The 21,177-nt window shown below is 58.8% G+C and carries 19 protein-coding genes, 1 other RNA gene and 1 riboswitch; of the genes, 2 read left to right on the forward strand and 18 right to left on the reverse strand.

Translation table 11 applies throughout. From position 1 onward, the window contains the following. Positions 1-16 precede the first annotated feature (16 nt). From HW273_RS10020 to HW273_RS10030, 3 genes are all read right to left on the reverse strand, one after another. Positions 17-1,315 carry a UDP-N-acetylglucosamine 1-carboxyvinyltransferase gene (locus HW273_RS10020; protein WP_179012013.1) on the reverse strand — a complete coding sequence of 433 codons (1,299 nt, stop codon included), beginning with the start codon at positions 1,313-1,315 and terminating at the stop codon, positions 17-19. A 120-nt stretch (positions 1,316-1,435) separates the two neighbouring features. Continuing rightward, a complete protein-coding gene (locus HW273_RS10025; protein WP_179012015.1) occupies positions 1,436-2,848 on the reverse strand; it encodes a DHHW family protein in 1,413 nt (470 codons plus the stop codon). Between the two features lie 123 nt (positions 2,849-2,971). After that, positions 2,972-4,741 carry an MBOAT family O-acyltransferase gene (locus tag HW273_RS10030; protein ID WP_179012016.1) on the reverse strand — a complete coding sequence of 590 codons (1,770 nt, stop codon included), beginning with the start codon at positions 4,739-4,741 and terminating at the stop codon, positions 2,972-2,974. A gap of 88 nt (positions 4,742-4,829) precedes the next feature. Between HW273_RS10030 and ffs the strand changes: the two genes are divergently transcribed. After that, positions 4,830-4,996: signal recognition particle sRNA large type (gene ffs, locus HW273_RS10035), an RNA gene on the forward strand. A gap of 267 nt (positions 4,997-5,263) precedes the next feature. Here the strand turns inward: ffs and HW273_RS10040 are convergent. The 4 genes from HW273_RS10040 to HW273_RS10055 all read right to left on the reverse strand — a co-directional run bounded on the left by HW273_RS10040 (position 5,264) and on the right by HW273_RS10055 (position 9,629). Next, positions 5,264-6,061 carry a TatD family hydrolase gene (locus HW273_RS10040; RefSeq protein ID WP_179012018.1) on the reverse strand — a complete coding sequence of 266 codons (798 nt, stop codon included), beginning with the start codon at positions 6,059-6,061 and terminating at the stop codon, positions 5,264-5,266. Beyond that, entirely contained in the window at positions 6,058-6,834 is a 777-nt protein-coding gene (locus HW273_RS10045) for a TraX family protein (protein WP_179012019.1), read from the reverse strand. Before HW273_RS10045 ends, HW273_RS10040 begins: the two co-directional genes overlap by 4 nt. Before the next feature lie 4 nt (positions 6,835-6,838). Then, positions 6,839-8,884, reverse strand: a complete 2,046-nt coding sequence (metG, locus tag HW273_RS10050; protein WP_179012021.1) for a methionine--tRNA ligase — start codon at positions 8,882-8,884, stop codon at positions 6,839-6,841. Positions 8,885-9,086: 202 nt separating this feature from the next. Continuing rightward, entirely contained in the window at positions 9,087-9,629 is a 543-nt protein-coding gene (locus HW273_RS10055) for a hypothetical protein (RefSeq protein ID WP_179012022.1), read from the reverse strand. Between the two features lie 229 nt (positions 9,630-9,858). On the opposite strand from HW273_RS10055, the gene rsmI reads away from it, so the two are divergent. After that, a complete protein-coding gene (gene rsmI / locus HW273_RS10060) occupies positions 9,859-10,713 on the forward strand; it encodes a 16S rRNA (cytidine(1402)-2'-O)-methyltransferase (protein ID WP_179012024.1) in 855 nt (284 codons plus the stop codon). On the opposite strand, the gene HW273_RS10065 is transcribed toward rsmI, so the two are convergent. The 11 genes from HW273_RS10065 to HW273_RS10115 form a co-directional block, all read right to left on the reverse strand. After that, a complete protein-coding gene (locus HW273_RS10065) occupies positions 10,710-11,852 on the reverse strand; it encodes a glycerate kinase family protein (RefSeq protein WP_179012025.1) in 1,143 nt (380 codons plus the stop codon). The genes rsmI and HW273_RS10065 overlap by 4 nt on opposite strands. Before the next feature lie 36 nt (positions 11,853-11,888). Further along, a complete protein-coding gene (locus tag HW273_RS10070; protein WP_179012027.1) occupies positions 11,889-12,317 on the reverse strand; it encodes a PPC domain-containing DNA-binding protein in 429 nt (142 codons plus the stop codon). A gap of 35 nt (positions 12,318-12,352) precedes the next feature. Then, positions 12,353-13,849 (reverse strand): PrpR N-terminal domain-containing protein, encoded by a 1,497-nt coding sequence (locus tag HW273_RS10075; RefSeq protein WP_179012028.1) that lies wholly within the window; start codon positions 13,847-13,849, stop codon positions 12,353-12,355. Positions 13,850-14,008: 159 nt separating this feature from the next. Next, complete coding sequence (locus tag HW273_RS10080; RefSeq protein ID WP_179012029.1) at positions 14,009-14,863, reverse strand: aldo/keto reductase; 855 nt, start codon at positions 14,861-14,863, stop codon at positions 14,009-14,011. 253 nt (positions 14,864-15,116) lie between these two features. Next, positions 15,117-15,794, reverse strand: coding sequence for a thiaminase II (gene tenA, locus HW273_RS10085; RefSeq protein ID WP_179012031.1), 678 nt, complete (start codon positions 15,792-15,794; stop codon positions 15,117-15,119). A 9-nt stretch (positions 15,795-15,803) separates the two neighbouring features. After that, entirely contained in the window at positions 15,804-16,502 is a 699-nt protein-coding gene (locus HW273_RS10090; protein WP_179012032.1) for a class I SAM-dependent DNA methyltransferase, read from the reverse strand. A gap of 26 nt (positions 16,503-16,528) precedes the next feature. Then, positions 16,529-17,326 (reverse strand): bifunctional hydroxymethylpyrimidine kinase/phosphomethylpyrimidine kinase, encoded by a 798-nt coding sequence (thiD, locus tag HW273_RS10095; RefSeq protein ID WP_179012034.1) that lies wholly within the window; start codon positions 17,324-17,326, stop codon positions 16,529-16,531. Between the two features lie 75 nt (positions 17,327-17,401). Continuing rightward, complete coding sequence (locus HW273_RS10100) at positions 17,402-18,058, reverse strand: HAD family hydrolase (RefSeq protein WP_179012035.1); 657 nt, start codon at positions 18,056-18,058, stop codon at positions 17,402-17,404. Continuing rightward, a complete protein-coding gene (gene thiE, locus HW273_RS10105) occupies positions 18,055-18,696 on the reverse strand; it encodes a thiamine phosphate synthase (protein ID WP_179012037.1) in 642 nt (213 codons plus the stop codon). The genes HW273_RS10100 and thiE overlap by 4 nt, the downstream gene beginning before the upstream one ends. A 19-nt stretch (positions 18,697-18,715) precedes the next feature. Further along, positions 18,716-19,537, reverse strand: a complete 822-nt coding sequence (gene thiM, locus HW273_RS10110) for a hydroxyethylthiazole kinase (protein ID WP_179012039.1) — start codon at positions 19,535-19,537, stop codon at positions 18,716-18,718. Positions 19,538-19,599: 62 nt separating this feature from the next. Beyond that, positions 19,600-19,706, reverse strand: a riboswitch (TPP riboswitch). A 162-nt stretch (positions 19,707-19,868) separates the two neighbouring features. Beyond that, positions 19,869-21,152 (reverse strand): SLC13 family permease, encoded by a 1,284-nt coding sequence (locus HW273_RS10115; RefSeq protein WP_179012041.1) that lies wholly within the window; start codon positions 21,150-21,152, stop codon positions 19,869-19,871. Positions 21,153-21,177 lie beyond the last annotated feature (25 nt).

The raw sequence follows: 21,177 nt of genomic DNA on the forward strand, positions 1-21,177 counted from the left end.
GTCCCCCCTGAAAATCTCACAGCGCCCGCAGCCGGAACCTCTGCGCGTCCCGCTCGCTGTCCGCGAGCTCGATCTCCGCACCGAGCCCCCGCAGCTTCTCCTCGAAATGCTCATAGCCTCTCTGGATATAGCCGATTTCATTCACGGTCGTGACGCCCTCCGCGCAGAGTCCCGCGATCACGAGCGCCGCACCTGCGCGGAGATCCAGCGCATTCACGCTGGCGCCGCTCAGCCGCTTCACGCCCTCGACCACGGCGACATTCCCGTCAACCTTGATCCTGCTTCCCATCCGCGCGAGCTCGTCTACATAGCGGAAGCGATTCTCGAAGATGGACTCTGTCACGACAGAGCTGCCTCTCGCGAGCGCCAGCGTCACCGTGATCTGCGGCTGCATATCTGTCGGAAAGCCCGGATAAGGGAGCGTCTTCACATCCGTCGGGCGCTGCATCACACTGCCGATGACCCGAACTGCCTCGTCATATTCGATGATGGTATTGCCCATCTCGAGCAGCTTCGCCGAGATAGACTCGAGATGCTTCGGAATCACGTTTTTGATCAGGACGTCGCCTCGGCTCGCCGCCGCTGCACACATGAAGGTGCCCGCCTCAATCTGATCCGGAATCACGGCATAGCTCGTCCCATGCAGCCTGCGCACGCCGCGGATACGGATCGTATCCGTTCCCGCACCGCGGATATTCGCACCCATACTGTTCAGGAAATTCGCAACATCGACGATATGCGGCTCCTTCGCCACATTCTCAATGATGGTTCTGCCCTCTGCGAGCACCGCCGCCAGCATAATATTGATCGTCGCCCCCACGGAAACCACATCCAGATAGATGTGCGCGCCCCGGAGTCCCTCCTCCGCTTCTGCCGCGACACAGCCGTTCCGGATCTGCACCTCGCTTCCCAGTGCCCGAAAGCCCTTGATATGCTGATCGATCGGCCGGGAACCGATCGCACAGCCTCCCGGAAGCGGGACATTCGCACGCTGATACTTGCCGAGAAGCGCCCCGATGAAATAGTAGGAGGCGCGGATTCTCCGGATGAACTCGTCGTCAACCGAGACGCCGCTCACCTCCGAGGCAAGAATCGAGACAGTGTGCCGGTCTGTGCGGCTCACCCTTGCGCCGATCTCCCGCAGCGCCTCCAGCATGACGTTGACATCGCGGACGTCCGGCAGATTCTCAATGATGACCTCCTCATCCGTGAGAAGTGCCCCCGCGATAATGCCCAGCGCCGCATTCTTCGCGCCGCCGATGGTGACCTCCCCATGCAGCGGTCTGCCGCCTCTCATGATAAACTGTTGTTCCATCTCTCTTCCTTCTATAACGATACGCCGGAGTCTGTCCGGAAATCCCATGCCTGCTCTGCACCGCCTAGCATTATAAGACTTCGCCTCTGAAAAAGCAAGCCGGCCCTCGCTATGCATCTCTTAGCCAAAGAGCGCCAGCATCTCCCCGGAGGTCTTCTGCCCCAGCGCCATGATATTGTTCAGGAAAAGCACCTCGCCCACCTGATGCTCCCGGATAAAGTCTGTGAGCTTCCCGCCGTAATAGCGGTAATCGACGACATAGACGTGCTGGTAATGATCCACGAGGAAGGGCGCGAAGGCATTGCCGTAGGATTCCTTGACGAGAAGGATGGACGAGCCGTCCTGTATATTCGGGTTCTCGATCTCCGTATAGGGATTGTCTCCCAGCAGGAAGGTGTTGTAGCGGTTTCCCGCCAGCATGGCAGAGCCGTCATTCACCACATGTCCCTGCAGCTCTGCACCATCCTTGTTCCGATAACGCATATCGTTGGTGCCCATCGGGATCCACGCTTCGATCCGATCCGGGTTCTGCCGAAGCGCTTCTGCACGGTTGGTCGAGAAATAGAAGGTTCCGTAGAATCCGTCATACTCTGCCTTCTGAAATTCGGAGAGTGCATGCGGAGAAATCCCTTTTTCGCGGCAGAATTCTACGTATGCATAATATGCACCAAGCTGTGTCCAATGATGATCCGTATGGAAATAAATATATTCATCCCTGTGCATAGAAAGCGCCGAAAAGACCGAAATCCTGTGTATATCCGGATGCATCAGGCTGTAGGTGAAGTCAATCGCCGTATCCATGCCGGAGGAGGCAAGCTTCGCCTGCACCGCCGGATCCAGCTGCACCCCGTAGGAATTCGGCACAATCATGTCATAGACCTTCACCTCCGGGAGCAGGCTCTTCACGGTATTCAGCATGGAGGCGTATGCCGTCACATTCTTCTGGCTGAAATAGAAGAGCTCATAGGCGCGGCTGTCCGCCACATAGATGTTCCCCGCCTTCTCCCCGCTGACCGCGATATCCGTATCCGCCGCCTTCGGGAGGAGCAGATTGCCCTCCGCATCCGTCTCGAAGAGCTCCGCCTCGCTCTCCACAGCCGTTTCCGCTGCATTCTCCGCCGCATCCGCATTCCCCGAAAGCGCCATCGTCGGCGCAAGCTCTGCCGCCGCGCTCGGAATCTCCTCCCGCTCCTGCTCTCCGCTGATATAGACCGCCTCACCCTTCAGCCCGTAGAGCCCCATAAGCTTCGCGCCGTAATCCAGCAGCCGCTCCCGAAACGGAAAGCTGTCCGAGAACCAGCTCGTGAGATCCCGAAAATACTGTCCCGACCAGAGCCCCTCTATCCGCATCACCGGAAGCGTCCGAAGCGCCCGTTTCTCCGCGTCTGAGTAATGCGGGCGGAGCGGCAGCGCGAAGCCCAGCGCACAGAGTCCCAGAAGTGCCGCCACAAGGGCTGCCGCCATCGTCTTCTGCCAGACAGACTCCGGCAGCTTTTCTCTCTTCTCTTCTTCGGTTTTTTCTCTCTCCTGCATCGCTCCTCCACTTCCATACAAGCGTAAGTATTTTTAAGGAAACACGGATCCCGCATGCCATGGCATCGCAGCTGCTTCGGTTCCATCCATGTTTCCCTGAATCGCAGACCCTCAGCCTCGGAATCAAAACTGATTATAGAGGAATGGCACATAGCTGCTCCCCACCATCTGCAGCACGGAAAGCGCCAGCAGGCAGAGTGCGATCACGGTTCGCTCCAGATAGTACACCGCCTCCGCTCTCTCTGCTTCCCCGCGCCGCCGCCGGATCTTCCGCCTGAGCCTCTGATACGCCTGCGAATGGGTATCCGCGGAAAACGCAGTCTCTGCCGGAAGCTCCTGCGGCAGGAGCCCCTCCAGGCTGTCATCCGCGAAGTCCGCTGTCTCCTGCGTTTCCCGCTGTCTGCGGAGCGACTTCCGACGGAGATCCTCCGCTCTCTTCATCGAGCTCCGCATCCGGTTCCCCAGCAGCCTCATAAGCGGTGTCGCCGCGATGAGACAGAGCAGGAGGAAGAAGAGATTGTTCCGCAGCATAAGCCACGTGAAGGAATCCAGAAATTCACCGCCCCCGAAGCCGAGCATCCGCCCAAGCGCCGCCCTGAGCGCTCTGAAATCCGAGAAGCGGAACAGCACCCAGCCGAAATAAACCACCAGCAGGGTATAGCAATGCGCGAGAAGGGACAGCAGCTGTTTCGGAAGATGCGCGCCGAGCTCCCGAAGCCTGCCGCCCCGCGCAGATCGGCTCCACCTCCGAAGCAGGCTCTCTATAGTAAGAAAGAAAAAATAATACAGACCCCAGAGTACGAAATTCATACTGCTTCCGTGCCAGATGCCGGTCAGCAGCCAGACGGCAAGTGAATTCCGGAGCATCCTCCCGAAGCCGGCCCGGTTGCCGCCCAGCGGAATGTAGACATAGTCCCGAAAGAAGCCGGAGAGCGAGATATGCCATCTCCGCCAGAAGTCCCGCACGGAACGCGCCGCATAGGGATAATTGAAGTTCTCAGGAAAATGGAAGCCGCAGAACCGTCCCAGTCCGATCGCCATGTCGGAATATGCCGAAAAATCCAGATAGAGCTGAAGCATATAACAGAGCGCAGCGAGGCATGCCGCGCCGCCGGAAACCGTGCTTCCCGCCGAAAGGAAGTCCAGCGGGAGCAGCTGCTCCGCCAGCGCTCCCGCATGATCGGCGAGCAGCGTCTTCTTTCCCAGCCCGACCGAGAAGCGGAAGAGCCCCTCCGCGGCATCTCCCCAGCTCTGGCTGCGTTCCGAAAGCTCCTCCGAAAGCTCAGAAAGCCGCGTGATCGGCCCCTGCGAGACCTCTGGAAACATCAGGACATAGAGCAGCAACTCCCGATAGCGCTTCGCCCCGCAGCGCCCCTGCCAGCAGTCCGCGAGGTAGGACAGGAGCTTGAAGCTGTAGAAGGACATGCCGAGCGGCAGAGCAAGCCGCGGGAGACGGCTCTCTCCGAGCAGCTCCGTCAGCGGGTTGAAATATTTGAAAAAGGCAAGAAGCAGCAGCACCGGGAGAATCCCCAGCCAGAGAAGCCTGCTCCTTCGCCGCTCCTCCTTCGCGCTGTCCGCTTCCGCTGTCTCGATTTTCTCCCCGGAGCGCTCCGCTTCCGATGCCTCTTTCCCCTCTGTGCAGCGCTCCACTTCCGATACTTCCTTCCTCGCTGTGGAGCTCTCCGCGTTCCGCTCCATTTTCTTCGCGATCCAGAAGACCAGCGCAGTCTCTGCAAGGAGAAGCAGAAGATACGGGATGCCCGCGAAGAGATAAAAGAGTACAGAAAACAGAAGAAGGAGCGTATTCTTCCTCTCCCCCCCCGGAACCAGCGTATAGCTGACGAGGAACAGCGGCAGGAATGCCGCCACAAAAATCAAGCTTGAAAAACTCATGGATACTCCCGTATTCTCCCTTTGCCCCGACCCTTCGGGTTCCTCGGGCGTGCTTCTTCTCCCTTCCGAAAAAAGGCTTCCCTTTTCCCCGGATTTACGGTATACTCAATTTTGCCTTTGAGATGGCGGTGAAGTCTGGGCCCCACGCAATGGGACGCCGCGAACCGTGTCAGGATGGGAACATAGCAGCACTAAGAGGATGCTCTCATGTGCCGTGAGATTTCCTGGGTGGAGCCGTCTCAGAGGCTTGTTTGGTTTTTATGCAGCGGCGCTGTCCACGGACAGCGCCGCTCTTTACTGTATAAGTCCCCTGTCAAGCGGGCGAACGCGAGGCAAGCTTGCTTTTGCGAGCGTTCGGACATTTGACAGGACAACAGGTATGAGCACGAAGCGATGTGCAAACATCGCGAAAGTGCGAATACCTGTCAGCGATGCGAGAGCTTCGAAGAAGCGGAGCAGCGCGCAGGACTTATAGGATTTGTGCTGCCGAGGTTTTCATGGGGATACTGTATAAGTCCCCTGTCAAGCGGGCGAACGCGAAATCCGGTACACCCTCCGTGCATTCTCCTCTGTAATCCGCAGCACCTCCTCCGAAGAGACACCCTTGATCCGGGCAAGCTCCTCTATGACATAGCATAGATTGCCCGGCTCGTTTCGACTGCCCCGAAGCGGCGTTGGCGCCATATACGGGCAGTCTGTCTCCAGCACGATAGAGGAGAGCGGAATTCGCGCTGCGACCTCCTTCAGCCTCCTGCCGTTCGGGAAGGTCAGCACACCGCCCACCCCGATATGCATCCCGAGCTTCACATACTGCTCCGCCACCTCCGGAGAATAGGAAAAGCAGTGTACGATACCGCCGTTCTCATAGCCCTTGTTCCGGACGAGAAGCTCATAGGTGTCCTTCGCCGCGTCCCGGGAATGGAGCACGACCGGGAGCCCCAGCTCTCTCCCGAGATGAAGCATCTCTGTATAGCAGCGCCGCTGCGCTTCCGGTCCCGCGCTGTCGGTATAATGATAGTCCAGCCCGATCTCGCCGATTGCCACCACCTTTGGCGATGCCGCGAGCCTGCAGAGCCCGGAGAGCGTCTCCTCCGACACCGTCTCAGCACTGTCCGGATGCAGGCCGATCGCCGCGTAAATCTCGAGCGTTCCCTCCCATGCGGGGGCTTCCGCGAGCGCGCGCGCCCGTTCGGAGCTCGGGAGGTCGTAGCCGATCTCCGTAAAGGCGCCGACCCCGCGCGCCGGAAGCTGCCGGAGCAGCTCCTCCCTGTCGGGATCGAAGCACGCGTCATTCAGATGTGTATGCGTATCAAAAATCATGTGGTAATCATCGCTCCTACATAAATCATCAGGTACATTATCAGGAGATGCAGCGGATAGTAGAGGTAGAAGAACCAGCGGCTATGGAAGCGTCCGCGCTCTCCGTTATAGAAAAAAATCAGAATGTACGCCAGCGCCCCCAGACAGCAGCTCTCATAGGAATTGAGTGCCGCGCCCAGCGCCCCGCTCAGCATCCGAAGCCCCTTTTCCTTTCGGAAAAGGTAAAGAAGCCCCGCGGACAGCACCGCGACCGCGCCGTACTCGAAATGCAGGAGCTCCGCTGCAAGCGCCGCGAGAAGCAGTGCGCCCCAGCTGAGCAGCGTATGCCGGCGAAAGCGCTTCATCCCATAGAGTCCAAGCAGGGTCACTGTGAAGGTCCAGCCAACATTCTGCACCGCGAAATGATAGGTTTCATTGAAAAAGGCAAGGTCATAGGGAACCTCTGCAGCAAGTGCCATCAGCAGCATCCGCCGGAAATAGCGCCAGAAATCGGAGGTCCGCAGGAAGCCCTCGACCAGCAGAAAGGCGAAGAGCGGGAAGGCGAGTCTCCCGATCAGCCTGCAGATCCGGTATACAAGGAGCCAGCGCTGTCCGAGAGGCGTCGCAATCGCCATCTCATAATACTCCGGCACATAGCCGTAGAGCTTGCCGTTCTGTATGATAATGACAGCGAAATGATCCGCAGTCATGAAAAGCAGGGCCAGAACCTTCAGTCCTGTCCCTGACAGCCCCATGCCCTTCCGGCTGCTCAGAACGCTCTGGTAGCTCGCCATAGGCTCAGCAGATCTCTGCTCCCGCCGGCATCGCCCGCTCCGGCGTCATCACGCTGAGTCTGCCCTCCGCATCCTCCGCGCTGAGGATCATGCCCTGCGACTCGAAGCCCGCGATCATACGCGGCTTCAGATTGCAGAGTACCATCACGCGTCTGCCGACCAGCTCCTCCGGCCGATAGGAGGACTTGATCCCGGAGAGGATCTGCCGGATCTCCGTGCCGACCTGCACTCTGAAGAGGAGCAGCTTCTTTGACTTCTTCACCTCCTCCGCATGCAGGATCTTACCCACGCGGAACTGAAGCTTCTCGAAGTCCTCATAGCCAAGCTCCGGCTTCGCCGGAAGCACAACCGCGTTTCGATCCGGCAGCACGTCGCCATCCTCTCCGATCCCGGACGGCATCTCCGTCTCCGATGTCTCCCTGCTCCCTGCCGCTTCCGTCTGCGATCCGATGCTCTGCTGCTCTGAAAGCTTCTCTGCCGCTGCGAGCACCTCGGAAAGCTGCTTCCGCTCGAACAGCGTCTCCGGTTCTGCCGAAACCTTATTGCCGGAGGGATAAAGTCCGAAGCGGTCAAGCTCCGACAGCTTCCGCGCGGATGCATGGAGCTCCGACAGGATCGCCTCACTGGTCTCCGGCATGAAGCTGGAAAGCAGCGAAGCACCGATCGTGATCGCCTCGGTCAGCTGGTACAGCACCGTCTGAAGCCGCGGCAGCCTCTCCTCCTCACGGGCAAGCACCCACGGCTCGGTCTCATCGATGTACTTGTTAGCACGGCGGAAGATCTCGAATACCGCAGTCAGCGCATCGGCAACCCGAAGCTCCTCCATCCTTGCTGCAGCGGTCCGCACTGCCGCGAGCACCGTCTCCCGAAGCTCCGCATCCACCGGCTCGGAAATGCCGGCGTTCGTGACAACGCCGCCGAAATACTTGTTGCTCATGGAGATCGTCCGCTTCACGAGGTTCCCGAGAATGTTGGCGAGCATGGAATTGTAGCGCTCTGCCATCAGCTCCCATGAAATCACGCCGTCATTCTCGAAGGGCATCTCATGGATCACGAAGAAGCGCACGGCATCCACCCCGAAGAGACGCACAAGGTCATCCGCATAAATGACATTACCCCGGGACTTCGACATCTTCACGCCCTCCTCCGACTTCCCTGCAGCGGTCAGGAGCCATGGATGCCCGAAAACCTGCTTCGGCAGCGGAAGCCCGAGGCTCATCAGGAAGATCGGCCAGTAGAGCGTATGGAAGCGGATAATGTCCTTGCCGATCAGATGCAGGTCTGCCGGCCAGTATTTCTCGAAAAGTGCGTCGGAATTGCCGTCTACATCGAATCCCAGCCCGGTCGCGTAATTGCTGAGCGCATCCAGCCAGACATATACGACGTGCTTCGGATCGAAATCCACGGGGATTCCCCATTTGAAGGAGGTTCTCGAAACACAGAGATCCTGCAGCCCCGGCTTCAGGAAATTGTTCACCATCTCGTTCTTGCGGGAAACCGGCTGGATAAACTCCGGATGCTCTTCAATGTGCCGCATCAGACGATCCGCATATTTCGACATTCTGAAGAAATACGCCTCCTCCTGCGCCTTCTGCACCGGCCGCCCGCAGTCCGGACATCTGCCGTCCGCCAGCTGCGAATCTGTCCAGAAGGACTCGCAGGGCGTACAGTACCAGCCCTCATAGGCGCCCTTGTAGATGTCCCCCCTGTCATACATCTTCCGGAAGATCTTCTGCACCTGCTTCTCGTGATCCGGGTCGGTCGTCCGGATGAAGCGGTCGTAGGAGGTATTCATCATATCCCAGATCGTCCGGATCTCTGCGGCAACCCTATCCACATATTCCTTCGGCGTCACGCCGGCTGCCGCCGCCTTCTCCTCGATCTTCTGCCCATGCTCATCGGTGCCTGTCTGGAAACGCACGTCATAGCCCTCGAAGCGCTTGAAGCGCGCGATGGCATCCGCCAGCACAATCTCATAGGTATTGCCAATGTGCGGCTTGCCGGAGGCATAGGCAATCGCTGTCGTAATGTAATAAGGCTTCTTTTCCATACTTCACTTCCTTCTTCCGCCCGAATGAAAGACAGATTCTCAAGATACCTGGGCGCAACGCGCCTCTGCACCGCCGCGGCAATGCGGCGATAAGCTGCAAAACAATGGCTATTATTTTAACACAAAAGGAACCGCTGTACAACAGCGGCTCCCTGTCCCTTTGCGGGCAGCTTCGTCCCGCAGCAGCGGCGCCGCGGCACTTCTACTGTAAGCGAAGCTCTACCGCTCCCAGCTCGAAGTTCTCCCGGAAGGTATCGATAACCGCCTGCTTCGCGGTATCCTCACCGAGCCCCGCGCCCGGTGCGAAGCCGGAAAGCGTTACCGTGCCGTTTTTGATCGAAGCGGCACTGTCTGCACCCGGTCCCGCCGCAGCTGTCTCGTCGCTGTCCTTTTCCTCCAACGAGACGAAGCGCGCACCCTCTGCGAGCGTCCCCTTCTCCACCAGAAGTGCCACGACATTTTCCCCGTTCAGCTCCTCCGCCGCTTCCATCTGTCCCTTGATGCTGCCGTCTTTCTCCGGTGCATATACGATGATGGAGGCAAGCACCGGCGCGGTCGCATCCGGCTGCTTCGACAGAGGCAGTCCGTTCTCCGGATTCGTCTCCTCCGGCACGGACGCGCTCGTCTCCATCGGCTCTCCTGCCGCACTCCCCTGCGGATTCCCCGCCGCATTTTCCCCGCCGCAGGCGCTCACAGAGAGCGCCGTCATCATTATCATCGCCAAAACGATCGCAAACCGTCTCATTCCATTCTCCTCTTTCCGCATAGGGCGGCCTCCTTTTTTGCAAACGCTAGTATAGCGAATGCCCCCTGACATTGCAAGCCAATGCACAAAATCTTCACAAAATACACGCTTTGATGCTATAGTAAGGAAGTCCTGTACCAAGGGCGCCGTGGCACATGGCTTCCCCGATGGAATCGGCACTGCCCTAAGGAAGCATTTCTGGAAAAAAGGAAAAGGAAAGGAAGGCGGTATGGAAACCGGAACTCTGTATATCTGCGCAACTCCGATCGGAAATCTGGAGGACATCACTCTCCGGGTACTGCGCTGTCTCCGGGAGGCGGATCTGATTGCGGCGGAGGACACCAGAAATTCGCTCCGGCTCCTGAACCACTTCGAGATCCGGACGCCGATGACGGCATACCACGAATTCAATAAATACGACAAGGCGCGCGCCCTCGTACAGGAGCTTCTGAGGGGAAAGAATATCGCGATCATCACCGACGCGGGCACGCCCTGCATTTCCGACCCCGGCGAGGAGCTGGTCCGGCAGGCGGCGGAGGCAGGCGTCCCGATCACGAGCCTCCCCGGTCCCGCAGCGGTCGTCACCGCTCTGACCCTTTCCGGTCTCAGCACACGCCGCTTCGCCTTCGAGGCATTTCTGCCGCAGGATAAAAAGGAGCGCGCCCGCATCCTCGCGGAGCTTCGGGAGGAGAGCCGCACGATACTGCTCTATGAAGCGCCCCACCACCTCCGGCAAACACTCCGGGAGCTCTCCGACGTCCTCGGCGGAACGCGCCGCCTTACCCTCTGCCGCGAGCTCACGAAGCGTCATGAGGAGGTGCTCCGCACCACGCTTACCGAAGCCGTCGAGAGATACCGCATTGAGGAGCCGCGCGGAGAATATGTGCTGGCGCTTGAGGGGAAATCCCTGCGGGAGCGCCGCGCGGAGGCGATCCGAAGCTGGGAAAATGTGCCGCTTTGCGAGCATATCGAGCGCTACCGCTCTCAGGGTATGTCTGAAATGGATGCCATGAAGGCGGCGGCAAAAGATCGCGGCGTCTCGAAGCGCGAGATCTATAAGGAATGGAAAAGCCGGCGCGCTTAAGCCCTCATCTGCCTGCCCAGCGCGATCATACGGAACATCCGCACCGCACCCTTGTAGTAGAGCTCGTCCGCATTTTCCAGCGCTGCCGAGAGAGGCATCGGTCCGTCTACGGTCGTCAGGATAGAGCCGATGCCGTGCGCGTAGATCCTCTCATACTCCCTGCCGAGGGAGCCGCAGAGCGCCGCCACCGGTACATTCCGCCGCTTCGCGCGATCCCCCACACCCTGCATTACCTTGCCGAAGCAGCTCTGCCAGTCAGTCCTGCCCTCGCCGGTGATGACCAGATCGACGCCGGCAAGACGCGCGTCGAAGCCGATCAGATCCAGAACCGTCTCGATCCCGGACTTCATCTCCGCATGGAGAAAGACCTGCAGCGCAGCACCGAGTCCGCCTGCCGCGCCGGTTCCCGGGTATTCATCCGGATTCACACCGAACTCCCGGATGAGGACGTCCCGATAGTTCTGCATCCCCCTCTCCAGGCGCTCGAGGATCTCCGGCGTCCCTCCCTTCTGCCTTCCGAAGGTATAGGTCGCGCCGTCCGGTCCGCAGAGCGGGTTTCGCACGTCGCACATCACGGTGAAGCGCGCACGCCTCACCGCCGGATCCAGTCCGCTGCTGTCAATGTGCGCTACTCTCTCCAGCTCCTCTCCCTTCCCGGAAAGCAGCTCTCCTGCCGCGTCATAGAAGCGGACACCAAGCGCAGAGGCGAAGCCCATGCCGCCGTCATTGGTTGCAGAGCCGCCGATCGCGATGGAAATGTCCGTATAGCCGGCGTCCAGCGCCGCCTTCAGCAGCTCTCCGGTGCCATAGGTACTCGTATACAGCGGATTCCGCTTCTCCTCCGGCACCATCGGAAGCCCCGATGCCGCCGCCATTTCGAGGATCGCCTCCGTCTCCGAGAGTCTGCCGTAGAAGGCGTGCTCCGTCTCCAGCAGCGGTCCGTGCACCGTCACCGGGATGATCTCTCCGTTCCTTGCCTTGACCACCGCCTCCGTCGTCCCCTCTCCGCCGTCAGCGACCGGTACCCCGTCGGTCTCGCAGTCTCCGAAGACCTCCCTCGCCGCCCTGCCAAGGAGCTCGATGGTTCTGTCGGAGCGCAGACTCCCCTTAAACGAATCCGATGCAAATAAAAGCTTCATAGTCTTCCCCTTTCCACGGACGGATCGCCCGTATTCTCACGAAAAATCATAGAGCTTCAGTCCTGTCCCGGAGAACCAGTCCGCTCTTCGGGAAACATGGCCTGCCGCCTCTGTCAGGAAGAGCTCGCAGGTGCCGCCGATACGGCATTCCCTGAGATGCCCGCCGTATGCCCTGCCCGAGGCGTCCGCCACATTGATGTGGAGATGCAGATAGGGCTTCCCGTCCTCCTCCGTTACGCTGCCGGTCAGCGAGGTGATCTCCAGCGGCTGCTCCAGGGTAATCCCCTGATATTCCTGCTTTTCCACATCATAGAGTCCCATATCCACATAGTCCGCGGCGCCCAGCCCGCTGACAGCCGCAAGACGGATCCGCTCCCTTCCGCAAAGCGTGCGGAGCTCTGTCATGAGCTCCTCACCGCGATCAATCCTGACGACCAGCTGCTGCCCGAATCTTCTGTATTCCATCCTCTCTCCCTTCCGGCCTTCCCGACGGAAAGCGCCTATACTATCTTATATTCCCTGAGCTTTCTCCACAGCGTCGTCTTCGAGATCCCGAGCTGCCGGGCGGTCTTTTCCCGATTCCCGAAATTCTCCGAAAGCACTGTGAGAAGACGCTCCCGCTCTCTGTCCGCGGCGGTATCCCGCTCCCGTGCCTCCCTCGCCGCATGAAGCCCTGCCTCGCTGTCTTCCCCATACAGCGCGTAGTACAGCGTCTCGACCTCCCGATCCCGTATGCTCCGGCGTTCTGCCGTAAGTAGCAGACGCTCCAGAAAGCTCTCGAGCTGCAGCCTGCCTCCCTGCCATGGCAGGCGCTCCAGCGCCCGCTCCGCGCTTTTCGTCATCACGAGATATTTCCCATAGCGCTCCATCCCTGCTCTGAGATAGACCTCCGCCAGATAGAGAATGTCCTCCGGCGTCTCCGAAAGGGAGGGAATCCGGATACAGAAGGCGCGCAGCCTCTCGTAGAGCTCCGGAAGCAATGCATCCCCGTAGTCCGGGCGCTTCGCTACTGCGATGATGTTTCGCAGCAGCAGAAGCTGAAAGAGCTTTTTCTGCGAGCGCGGATCCAGATTCTCAATGAAATTAAGCTGCAGAGTCCCCTTTGCAGCCTCCTGCGCGAGCCCGCCGTTCCCGAATAATGCTCCGTATGCCGACTCTCCCTCGACGCAGTCGTATTGCAGCAGACGTTCCCTGCCATACCGCGAATGGTTGTGCATCGCAGACGCGAAGGCATGGTACAGCGTTCCCCGCTCCTCGAGAAGCAGCTTCGGACAGTCGGTCTGCGCGAAACGCCTGGCTGTCTCCACTGCCTCCCGCATCCTTTCGCTCCGATAGGGGAAATTCACGAAGGGCTCCTCCCGCAGTGCGGAAGGCCGCGGCACTCCGTGCCGGCCGCCTGCCTCGCCTCTCTTCGTCCCTTTCCCCTCGAAGACATCCGCCAGACGGAATGCCTCCATAATCGCCTCCGCGACGGCATCCTCCGTATTCGCGAGGTAGAGTGAGGGGAGTCCCGCTTCCTCCGCGGCACGCAGCGCCGTGGCACCGCCGATGATGAGATCTGCCTTGTCCGAAACCGCCTGCACTGCGGACTCCCGAAGCAGCTCCGGATTCTGTACATAGTATTCGCGGAGGCGGACGCCGCACTGCTCCCCGAGCCCTGCCGTATCGCAGCTCATATTCCGGAACATCACCAGCGCGATCTGCGGCTCCTCCTTCCTGACGATTCGTCCGGCGCGCTCCAGCATATCCGCGATTCCCTGCCGGGTCTGCACGATTTCCACCACCGGAACATCTGTATACTGCTTGATGATTGTCGCCTGCAGCCCGCGGGCTATGATAATCTCCGCGCCCTGCGCGATCGCCCGCCGCGCCTCGGATACCGCTGCCTCTGTCTCTATAATCTTCATATAATCGATACGCTTCTTCAGCTCCTGCAGCACATCATGAGCCTGTCGGAATATCTCCTCGTTCGGAACCAGCAGCGCGATATTTGCCATAGAAAAGCTCTCCTGTCAGAAACGTTTCAAAATCATTCACATCTTGAAATTATAGCACAGCCCCGCTCCCCTTCTCCAGCCCTTCCGCACCGCTTTCTCTCCCGTATTGCCTCTCCCGCATTTTATATCCTCCTGCCCTCTTCCCTGTCCCCGCGCTCCTCACTGCATATCCAGATACTGCTTTCGGGTCGGCGCAGGGTACGCCCAGTCGATGGCGCGAAGCTCCTCTTCGCACAATGTGATCCTGTCGGCGGCAGCATTTTGCAGCGTATGCTCCGGACGAGAGGAGCGCGGAATCGCAATCGTGTGCCCATCCCGGATATTCCACGCGAGGAGGATTTCCGGCACGCTCGCCTGATGCGCCGCCGCGATTTCCCGCAGCACCTCATTCTCGAAGAGCCCGCGGCGAAGATTCCCTGCCTGCGCCAGCGGACAGTAGGACATCAGCGCCACCTCGTGCTCCCGCATCCACGGCAGAAGCGAATACTCGATGCCCCGGGAGCCGGTGTGATACAGCACCTGATTTACGAGGCAGTGCCGTCCCTCCGGAAGCGCCCACAGCTCCTCCATATCTTCGATGTCAAAGTTGGAGACGCCCCAGGCGCGGATCAGCCCCTCCCGCCTCAGCTCCTCCAGCCTTCCCACCGTCTCCGAAAGCGGATACTGCCCTCGCCAGTGGTAGAGGTAGAGATCCAGCTCCGATACCCCCATGCGGGAGAGGCTGCCGGCCAGTGCGCGGCGCATCCGCGTCCCTCCGGCATTTCCGGGCAGCACCTTGGAGACGAGGTAAAGCTTCTCGCGGTTCATACCCCGCAGCGCTTCTCCGAGCAGCGACTCCGCCGCGCCGTTTCCATACATCTCCGCGGTATCGAGCAGCGTCATCCCTGCGCCGATCCCCTGCCGTATCCCCGCGAGCTCCCGCTCCCGTACAGCGCGGTTCTCTCCCAGATACCATGTCCCCTGCCCGATCGCCGGAGCCTCTGTCCCATTCCGCAGCTTCACCCTGTGCAGCATACTGACCTCCTCTGTATTCTGCAGATATCTCCGCATTCTGATAGAATTATAATTTATCTTTCATGTTCAAGAAGCTCTACTTGAGCAGTCTCACTTTTGAGCCAACAATAAAAGATTCCGCTGTCAAAGGATCGCTCCTGACAACAGAATCATCTTATCCGATTTCCGCGGCTTTCCATAGACGCAAACTGCCGAAATACCCGAGCATAAATCCACAGATCCGATAAATTGCATTTCCATGATCCTTTTTCTTTCAAAATCGTTCAGTATCATTCTTCCCTGCATATACCGCGTCCCAGAAGCGCAGTTCGAAAAGGCAGCATTTCTCGAAGATTTCACAGAGCTGCCGCACCCTCTCCTCACGGATGTCCCCCGCCATTCCGTCGATCCTGTCAATGAGCGCCTGGTTTGCCTGCCGGTACGATACGGAAAGGTAAGCCGAAAACCACGCGCTGTAGCTCTCCCTCCCGACTGCCCCGGCATAGCGCTCCGCCATTTTTTCCGCGATATAGGCATAGCTCCAGGAACAGTTCAAAAGAAGAACCAGCCCGGTCAGCACGTCGCCCGCCTGCGCCGTACAGAGCATATACTGCGTATAGGCGCTGTTATCGATATGCGCAGCCGTTTCCCGAAGCTCTGCTTCCGGAATGCCGAGCTGCTTCATATACGGGATATGCGTCCGAAAGGTCTCCTCGATCGTATTCGACATTTCCCCGCACAGGAAGCGCATCTCCTCAAAATCATCGGATTTAAGGAGGATCGCCGCGAGGATCTTCATGTAGTCTCTCAGATAAATGGAGTCCTGCAGCATATAGAAGCGGAACTTCTCGACCGGCAGCGTTCCCTCCGCCATCTCCCTGACAAAGGGGTGCTGTAAATAACGCGGCCAGAGTGTCTGCGCGCACGCATAGAGTCTCTTCGAAAGCTTCATGGTATCTCCTTACTTCTCTGCGATGATCGCGACATAGCCTCCGCTCCGGTAGCCCTCGACTACCTCCTCCGCCTCTTCGTTGGTATACATGGGATTCCTGAGGAGCGTCTGATAAAATGTGAAATCATGGAAGCCGAGCGCCCTCAGCACGCCGATCTTCTCCTCGGTGGAATGCCATACGCCCGCGCTGCACAGCTCCAGCGGATACGGAAGACCCGGCATCACATCTATGAGATCCGGATGACGGAAGCTTCCGACATTCTTCGCCAGCAGATACATGAAGCCGAAGGCGCTCTCCTTGGGGACATCCAGTGAGATGAACCGTCCGCCCTTTTTCAGCGCCCTCCTGCAGATCGAGAAGGCACGCGGGAGATCCTCCATATAACTGGAGCTGCCGTTCAGATAGATCACATCGTAGGCATTCCGCTCCAGCTGCGCTTCCTCAATCGCAAGATAGCCAAGGAGATGCACGCCGCGCTTCTCCGCGATAGTGCCCATATCCCGGGACGGCTCGATGCCCTCGATGCCGCTGCAATCAATCATGCTCTCGAACAGACCGCTCCCGCAGCCGACCGAGAGCACCCGCCGCCCCTCGATCTCACCCAGTGCCCTCCTGAGGAGCCTGAGCTCACTCCGGAACAGGTTTTCATTCTCCATAAACCAGGCATCATACTGCGCTGCATAGCCATCAAACTTCTGCTTCGTCATAAAATTCCCTTCATTTTCCATTGCCTTCAGTCCCTGAATTCACCGCACAGCGAAAACGCGTGATTCATCGGTCCGCTTCCCCTGCCCAGATCCAGCATGTCCGAAAGCGCAGCGGAAATATAGTCCTTCGCCTTCCTGACAGCCTCCTCCAGCGTGCAGCCCTTCGCGAGATTTGCGGCGATGGCGCTGGACAGCGTACAGCCCGTGCCGTGGGTATTGGGGTTCTCGATCCGCCTGCCATAGAACCACTTTGCGCGTCCCCCGGTATAGAGCAGGTCATTCGCGTCGTTCACGCTGTGCCCGCCCTTGCACAGCACCGCACAGCCGTAGCGCTCGCTGATGTGACGCGCCGCGTCCGTCATATCTGCTTCCTCCGAAATTTTCTGTCCCGAGAGAATCTCCGCCTCCGGGATGTTCGGCGTCAGCACCGTCGCCAGCGGCAGCAGCTCCTTCTTCATCGTTTCCACCGCAGCAGCGGAAATGAGCTGTGCGCCGCTGGTCGCGACCATCACCGGATCCACTACGATATTCTCCGCCCGATAGAAGCGGAGCCGCTCCGCGACGACCTCAATCAGCACAGAAGAGGAAAGCATCCCGAGCTTCACCGCGTCCGGACGGATATCCTCGAATACCGCGTCGAGCTGCTGCCGCAGGAATTCCGGGCTGACTTCGTGGATCGCGCGCACGCCGGTCGTGTTCTGCGCCGTCAGCGCCGTGATTGCGCTCATGGCGAAAACGCCGTTCATGGTCATTGTCTTCAGATCCGCCTGGATCCCTGCCCCTCCGCTGCAATCGCTGCCGGCGATGGATAATGCTGTTTTCATTTTTTCTCCTTGTCTTGGGGCATGGAAATGCAGCGCGCGAAATGCCCCGGATGCCGCGCCTTCCTCTCTGCGCGCTCAGCAAAAGCTTTCCGCGCGAAACGGAAGCCATTCCCGGAAGGCTCGAATATAAACGTCCGAAATGCGGCATAGCTGCTCCTGCCGCTTCTCCGAGGGATCGAAGACCGCCGCGACGGAAAAGCCGTCCCTCTTTGCAGTCTCTGCCGCGTGATATGCGTCTTCGAAAACCCAAGTATCCTTTTTATCCGTCCCGAGCCGCTCCTGTGCCGCGCGGTAAATATCCGGCTCTTCCTTGCTTTTCCCGACGGAGGCACAGGTGAAAATACCAGAAAACAATTCGCTTAGCCCGAGACGGGAAAGCGCCGCCTCTATCAGCTTCCGATCCGTCGCAGTCGCGATGCACAGCCCGATCCCGTTTTCTCTGAGCTCCCGCAGAAATTCGGCGGCACCGGGCTTCAACGGCGCCCTCTCCCGATAGAACGCCGCGAGCATTCGCTTCACACCGTCCACGATCTCCTCTGTACGTAAGCTCACCCTATATACCGTGCGGTAATACGCTGCGGATTGCTCCAGACTGAAGGATCTGAATCTCTCGCTCAGCTTCTCCGCCGGCTCGATCCCGAGAGAACGAAGGTAGTCCTCCGCGAGGGTATCCCAAACCGGCATGGAATCAAGCAGCGTCCCATCCGCATCGAAAATGGCGCCCCGGATCATTTCCCCACCATTTTCCGTGAAAGCGCCGAAAGCGCCCTGCAGGAGGACTCGATATCCTCCGCACCGAAAATGGCGGATACGACGGCGACACCATCCACCCCGGTTCCCGAGAGCTCCAGAATATTCCCCTGTCCGATGCCGCCGATCGCCACCACCGGGATCTGTACGGCCGCGCAGATCCGCCGAAGCGCCTCATGGGAAACCGCCTCCGCGTCCTGCTTGGTGGAGGTGGCAAATACCGCGCCGACACCCAGATAATCTGCGCCGGCATCCTGCGCGGCGAGCGCCTGCTCCACCGTCTGTACGGAAACGCCGAGGAGCATGCCGTCTCCTATCAGACTGCGCACCTTCCCTGCATTCATATCGGACTGCCCCACATGCACGCCGTCCGCACCGCACCGTATGGCAAGCTCCACATTATCATCAATAAGGAAGGGGACGTGATATTTCCGGCACAGCCGCTTCATTTCCAGCGCCTCCTGAAAAAATGCCTGCTCGTCCAGCTGCTTTTCCCGAAGCTGGACACAGGTCACGCCGCCCCTGAGCGCGCATTCCACCTGCTCCGGCAGACTCTGTTTCCCGACCCACGCCCGATCCGTCACCGCATAGAGCAGCATATTCTCTCTCTGACAGCGCATCCTTTTCCCTCCTTCCTGCTCACATCTCCCGGAGCTTCGCGCTCTTTTCCAGCGTATCGCCATCCAGGTTGAAGACTGCATCAATGATGTAGCCGCGGTAGCTCACATTGCCGTCCAGTGCGCCGAGCCTGTCATGCGCAAGCTGACCGCAGACGCCCATCACAGAAACGGCAGCAGCAGTAGCAGAAAGCGCCTGCCGGGGATTCGCCGCGAGATAAGCGGCCGTCAGCGCCGAAAGCTGACAGCCGGTGCCGGTGATCCTGCTCATCATCGGATGACCGTTGTAAATGCAGTATGCCTTCTCTGCGTCGGCAACGACATCGATCACGCCGGTAATGGCAATCACCGCGCCGGTTCTCGCCGCGAAATCCTTCGCGAAGCGCACCGTCTGCGGCAGGGTCTCCTCCGTAACGGCATCCAGCGCATCGGCGTCTACTCCCTGCGTGCTGCCGCTGCCGAAAGCCAGCGTTTTGATCTCCGAGATATTTCCGCGAATCGCGGCGAAGCGCAGCTCCTCCAAAAGCCGCTGCGCAGTTTCGGTGCGAAGCGAAGAGGCCCCTGCGCCCACCGGATCCAGCACCACAGGGTGCCCCAGCGCATTCGCCTTTTTTCCTGCTGCTATCATGGACGGGATCGTCCGGGCGTTCAGTGTGCCGATATTAAGGTTCAGACCGGCGCAGAGAGCGGTGATCTCCTCCACCTCCGCGATCTCATCCGACATAATCGGTGAAGCGCCGCAGGCAAGAAGGATGTTCGCGCAGTCATTGACCGTTACATAGTTTGTGATATTATGGATCAGAGGCTTCCTCTCCCGCACATGGTCCAGCATTTCCTTCAGCATGATACATTCTCCTTTCAAATAAAATGGGAGCTGCCCAAATCCGGACAACTCCCATAAACATAAACACATTTCCTCGTGTATCCCTACGTTGGCATTACCCAAATCAGGTTGACGGTCTCAGGCAACACCCGACTCTCAGCTCGTCCCGCAAGCTCCCGTTCACTCTATTCGATTGAATTTCATTGTATACCGCTCCGGAGCTGCCGTCAAGCCCTGCAGGATGATTGCCCCTACTTCTTACCCGCGTATGGCTTTCCCCATCGCATCCGGCTCCCGACGGTTCCCTGATATATCTGCCGGTTTTCTCAGCGGCTACGAATACTCCACAAATTCAGGCGAGCGGATAAAGCAGCTGCGCGGATACGGCGCAGGACAGCATCGCCAGCAGCATATAGGGAAGCGTGAATCGGAGAACCTTGGCGGGATTATAGCCTCCGGCAGCAAATGCCACCGCACACTCGCCCGAACCGGACGGAAATCCCACAGCGAAGTAGTTCGCCGTACCGATGATGAGCACGAGCCCCCTCGGGTCCCAGCCTGCTGCCAGCGCCACCGATGCTGCAATCGGAATCAGTACGGACTGCGTCCCCATATTGGAAATGAAGGTCGTCATAATAACGGTTGCAGCAGAGAAGATCAGCATAACCCTGAAGGAGCTCGGGTTCTCGCCGATCAGCCGCAGAATGAAATTTCCGATCACATCGGCTGCGCCGGACTGCCCGATCGCATCCGCTACAACCAGCACGCCTGCCAGCATCCAGATCATATCGCAGCTCATTTCCTTCGATGCCTGCTGCGCTGTAAGACAGCCTGTCATGATAAGGAGAAGCACCCCCAGTGCCGGTGCAAGATACAGCCACTGTCCTGTATATTTGTTAAAGATCATAGCCAGCATAACAAGACAGAATATGATATAAACCAGATTTTGCTTATTCTTCGGCAGCAGCTCTGCCTCTCTGTGCTTCAGCTTAGAGGTATCCACTGTGCTGTCCGCCTCCTTCGGCATCAGCCTCCAGCAGAATACGCAGTAAAGAGTCAGCACCACGATCGGAATGACCGCAAAACGGAACGGGTCCAGCAGCCGAATCTGAAATGCAGGGTCGGACAGGATTCCCTCATAGAAGCCGTTCAGCGTCGCAAAGGTGGATGCGCCGAGTCCGACCGGCAGCCGGAACTTCCATGCAACCATGACTCCCAAAAGCGGCAGAATCAGTCTCTTTGCCGTAATCTCTCCGGCATCGTCCAGCGTCGTCAGAAATACCACGAGAATCGCCAGTGCCGCCGTAGATGGCACAAACTGCGAGAAAATGGCGGCAATCCCGAAAAAGGCGAGAATCAGCAGCATTCCATTTTTCCCCTTCAGCCCGTTTAACCAGCCTGAAATCTTCCCAACCAGCTCCGTCTTCGTCAATGCCGCAGAGAGTGCGAGCGTCGGCGCAATCAGAACCACCGTTTTGTTTCCAAATCCGGTGAACGCCTTATTCAGTTCGACAACTCCGGCAGCAGCGAGAATCAGACAGCAAAGCATTGTCGTAACGCCAAACGGCACCTTGTGCCAGATGAACATGATCATCATAAACAAGGTGACCAGCAGCACGATCGTTAACTGTGACATAGCAATCTCCTTTTTAAACCGGCTC

The organism is Oribacterium sp. oral taxon 102 (assembly GCF_013394775.1).
Classification (GTDB): Bacteria; Bacillota; Clostridia; order Lachnospirales; family Lachnospiraceae; genus Oribacterium.

What these genes read in the sequence shown, in the direction of transcription:
- HW273_RS10030 (WP_179012016.1), bottom strand. Translation starts at nt 4,741, where the DNA reads ATGAGTTTTTCAAGCTTGATTTTTGTGGCGGCATTCCTGCCGCTGTTC.
- HW273_RS10055 (WP_179012022.1), bottom strand. Translation starts at nt 9,629, where the DNA reads ATGAGACGGTTTGCGATCGTTTTGGCGATGATAATGATGACGGCGCTC.
- HW273_RS10090 (WP_179012032.1), bottom strand. Translation starts at nt 16,502, where the DNA reads ATGACGAAGCAGAAGTTTGATGGCTATGCAGCGCAGTATGATGCCTGG.
- thiD (WP_179012034.1), bottom strand. Translation starts at nt 17,326, where the DNA reads ATGAAAACAGCATTATCCATCGCCGGCAGCGATTGCAGCGGAGGGGCA.
- HW273_RS10080 (WP_179012029.1), bottom strand. Translation starts at nt 14,863, where the DNA reads ATGCTGCACAGGGTGAAGCTGCGGAATGGGACAGAGGCTCCGGCGATC.
- HW273_RS10100 (WP_179012035.1), bottom strand. Translation starts at nt 18,058, where the DNA reads ATGATCCGGGGCGCCATTTTCGATGCGGATGGGACGCTGCTTGATTCC.
- HW273_RS10020 (WP_179012013.1), bottom strand. Translation starts at nt 1,315, where the DNA reads ATGGAACAACAGTTTATCATGAGAGGCGGCAGACCGCTGCATGGGGAG.
- HW273_RS10045 (WP_179012019.1), bottom strand. Translation starts at nt 6,834, where the DNA reads ATGGCGAGCTACCAGAGCGTTCTGAGCAGCCGGAAGGGCATGGGGCTG.
- HW273_RS10025 (WP_179012015.1), bottom strand. Translation starts at nt 2,848, where the DNA reads ATGCAGGAGAGAGAAAAAACCGAAGAAGAGAAGAGAGAAAAGCTGCCG.
- HW273_RS10040 (WP_179012018.1), bottom strand. Translation starts at nt 6,061, where the DNA reads ATGATTTTTGATACGCATACACATCTGAATGACGCGTGCTTCGATCCC.
- HW273_RS10065 (WP_179012025.1), bottom strand. Translation starts at nt 11,852, where the DNA reads ATGAAGCTTTTATTTGCATCGGATTCGTTTAAGGGGAGTCTGCGCTCC.
- thiM (WP_179012039.1), bottom strand. Translation starts at nt 19,537, where the DNA reads ATGCTGAAGGAAATGCTGGACCATGTGCGGGAGAGGAAGCCTCTGATC.
- HW273_RS10075 (WP_179012028.1), bottom strand. Translation starts at nt 13,849, where the DNA reads ATGGCAAATATCGCGCTGCTGGTTCCGAACGAGGAGATATTCCGACAG.
- HW273_RS10115 (WP_179012041.1), bottom strand. Translation starts at nt 21,152, where the DNA reads ATGTCACAGTTAACGATCGTGCTGCTGGTCACCTTGTTTATGATGATC.
- thiE (WP_179012037.1), bottom strand. Translation starts at nt 18,696, where the DNA reads ATGCGCTGTCAGAGAGAGAATATGCTGCTCTATGCGGTGACGGATCGG.
- rsmI (WP_179012024.1), top strand. Translation starts at nt 9,859, where the DNA reads ATGGAAACCGGAACTCTGTATATCTGCGCAACTCCGATCGGAAATCTG.
- HW273_RS10070 (WP_179012027.1), bottom strand. Translation starts at nt 12,317, where the DNA reads ATGGAATACAGAAGATTCGGGCAGCAGCTGGTCGTCAGGATTGATCGC.
- tenA (WP_179012031.1), bottom strand. Translation starts at nt 15,794, where the DNA reads ATGAAGCTTTCGAAGAGACTCTATGCGTGCGCGCAGACACTCTGGCCG.
- metG (WP_179012021.1), bottom strand. Translation starts at nt 8,884, where the DNA reads ATGGAAAAGAAGCCTTATTACATTACGACAGCGATTGCCTATGCCTCC.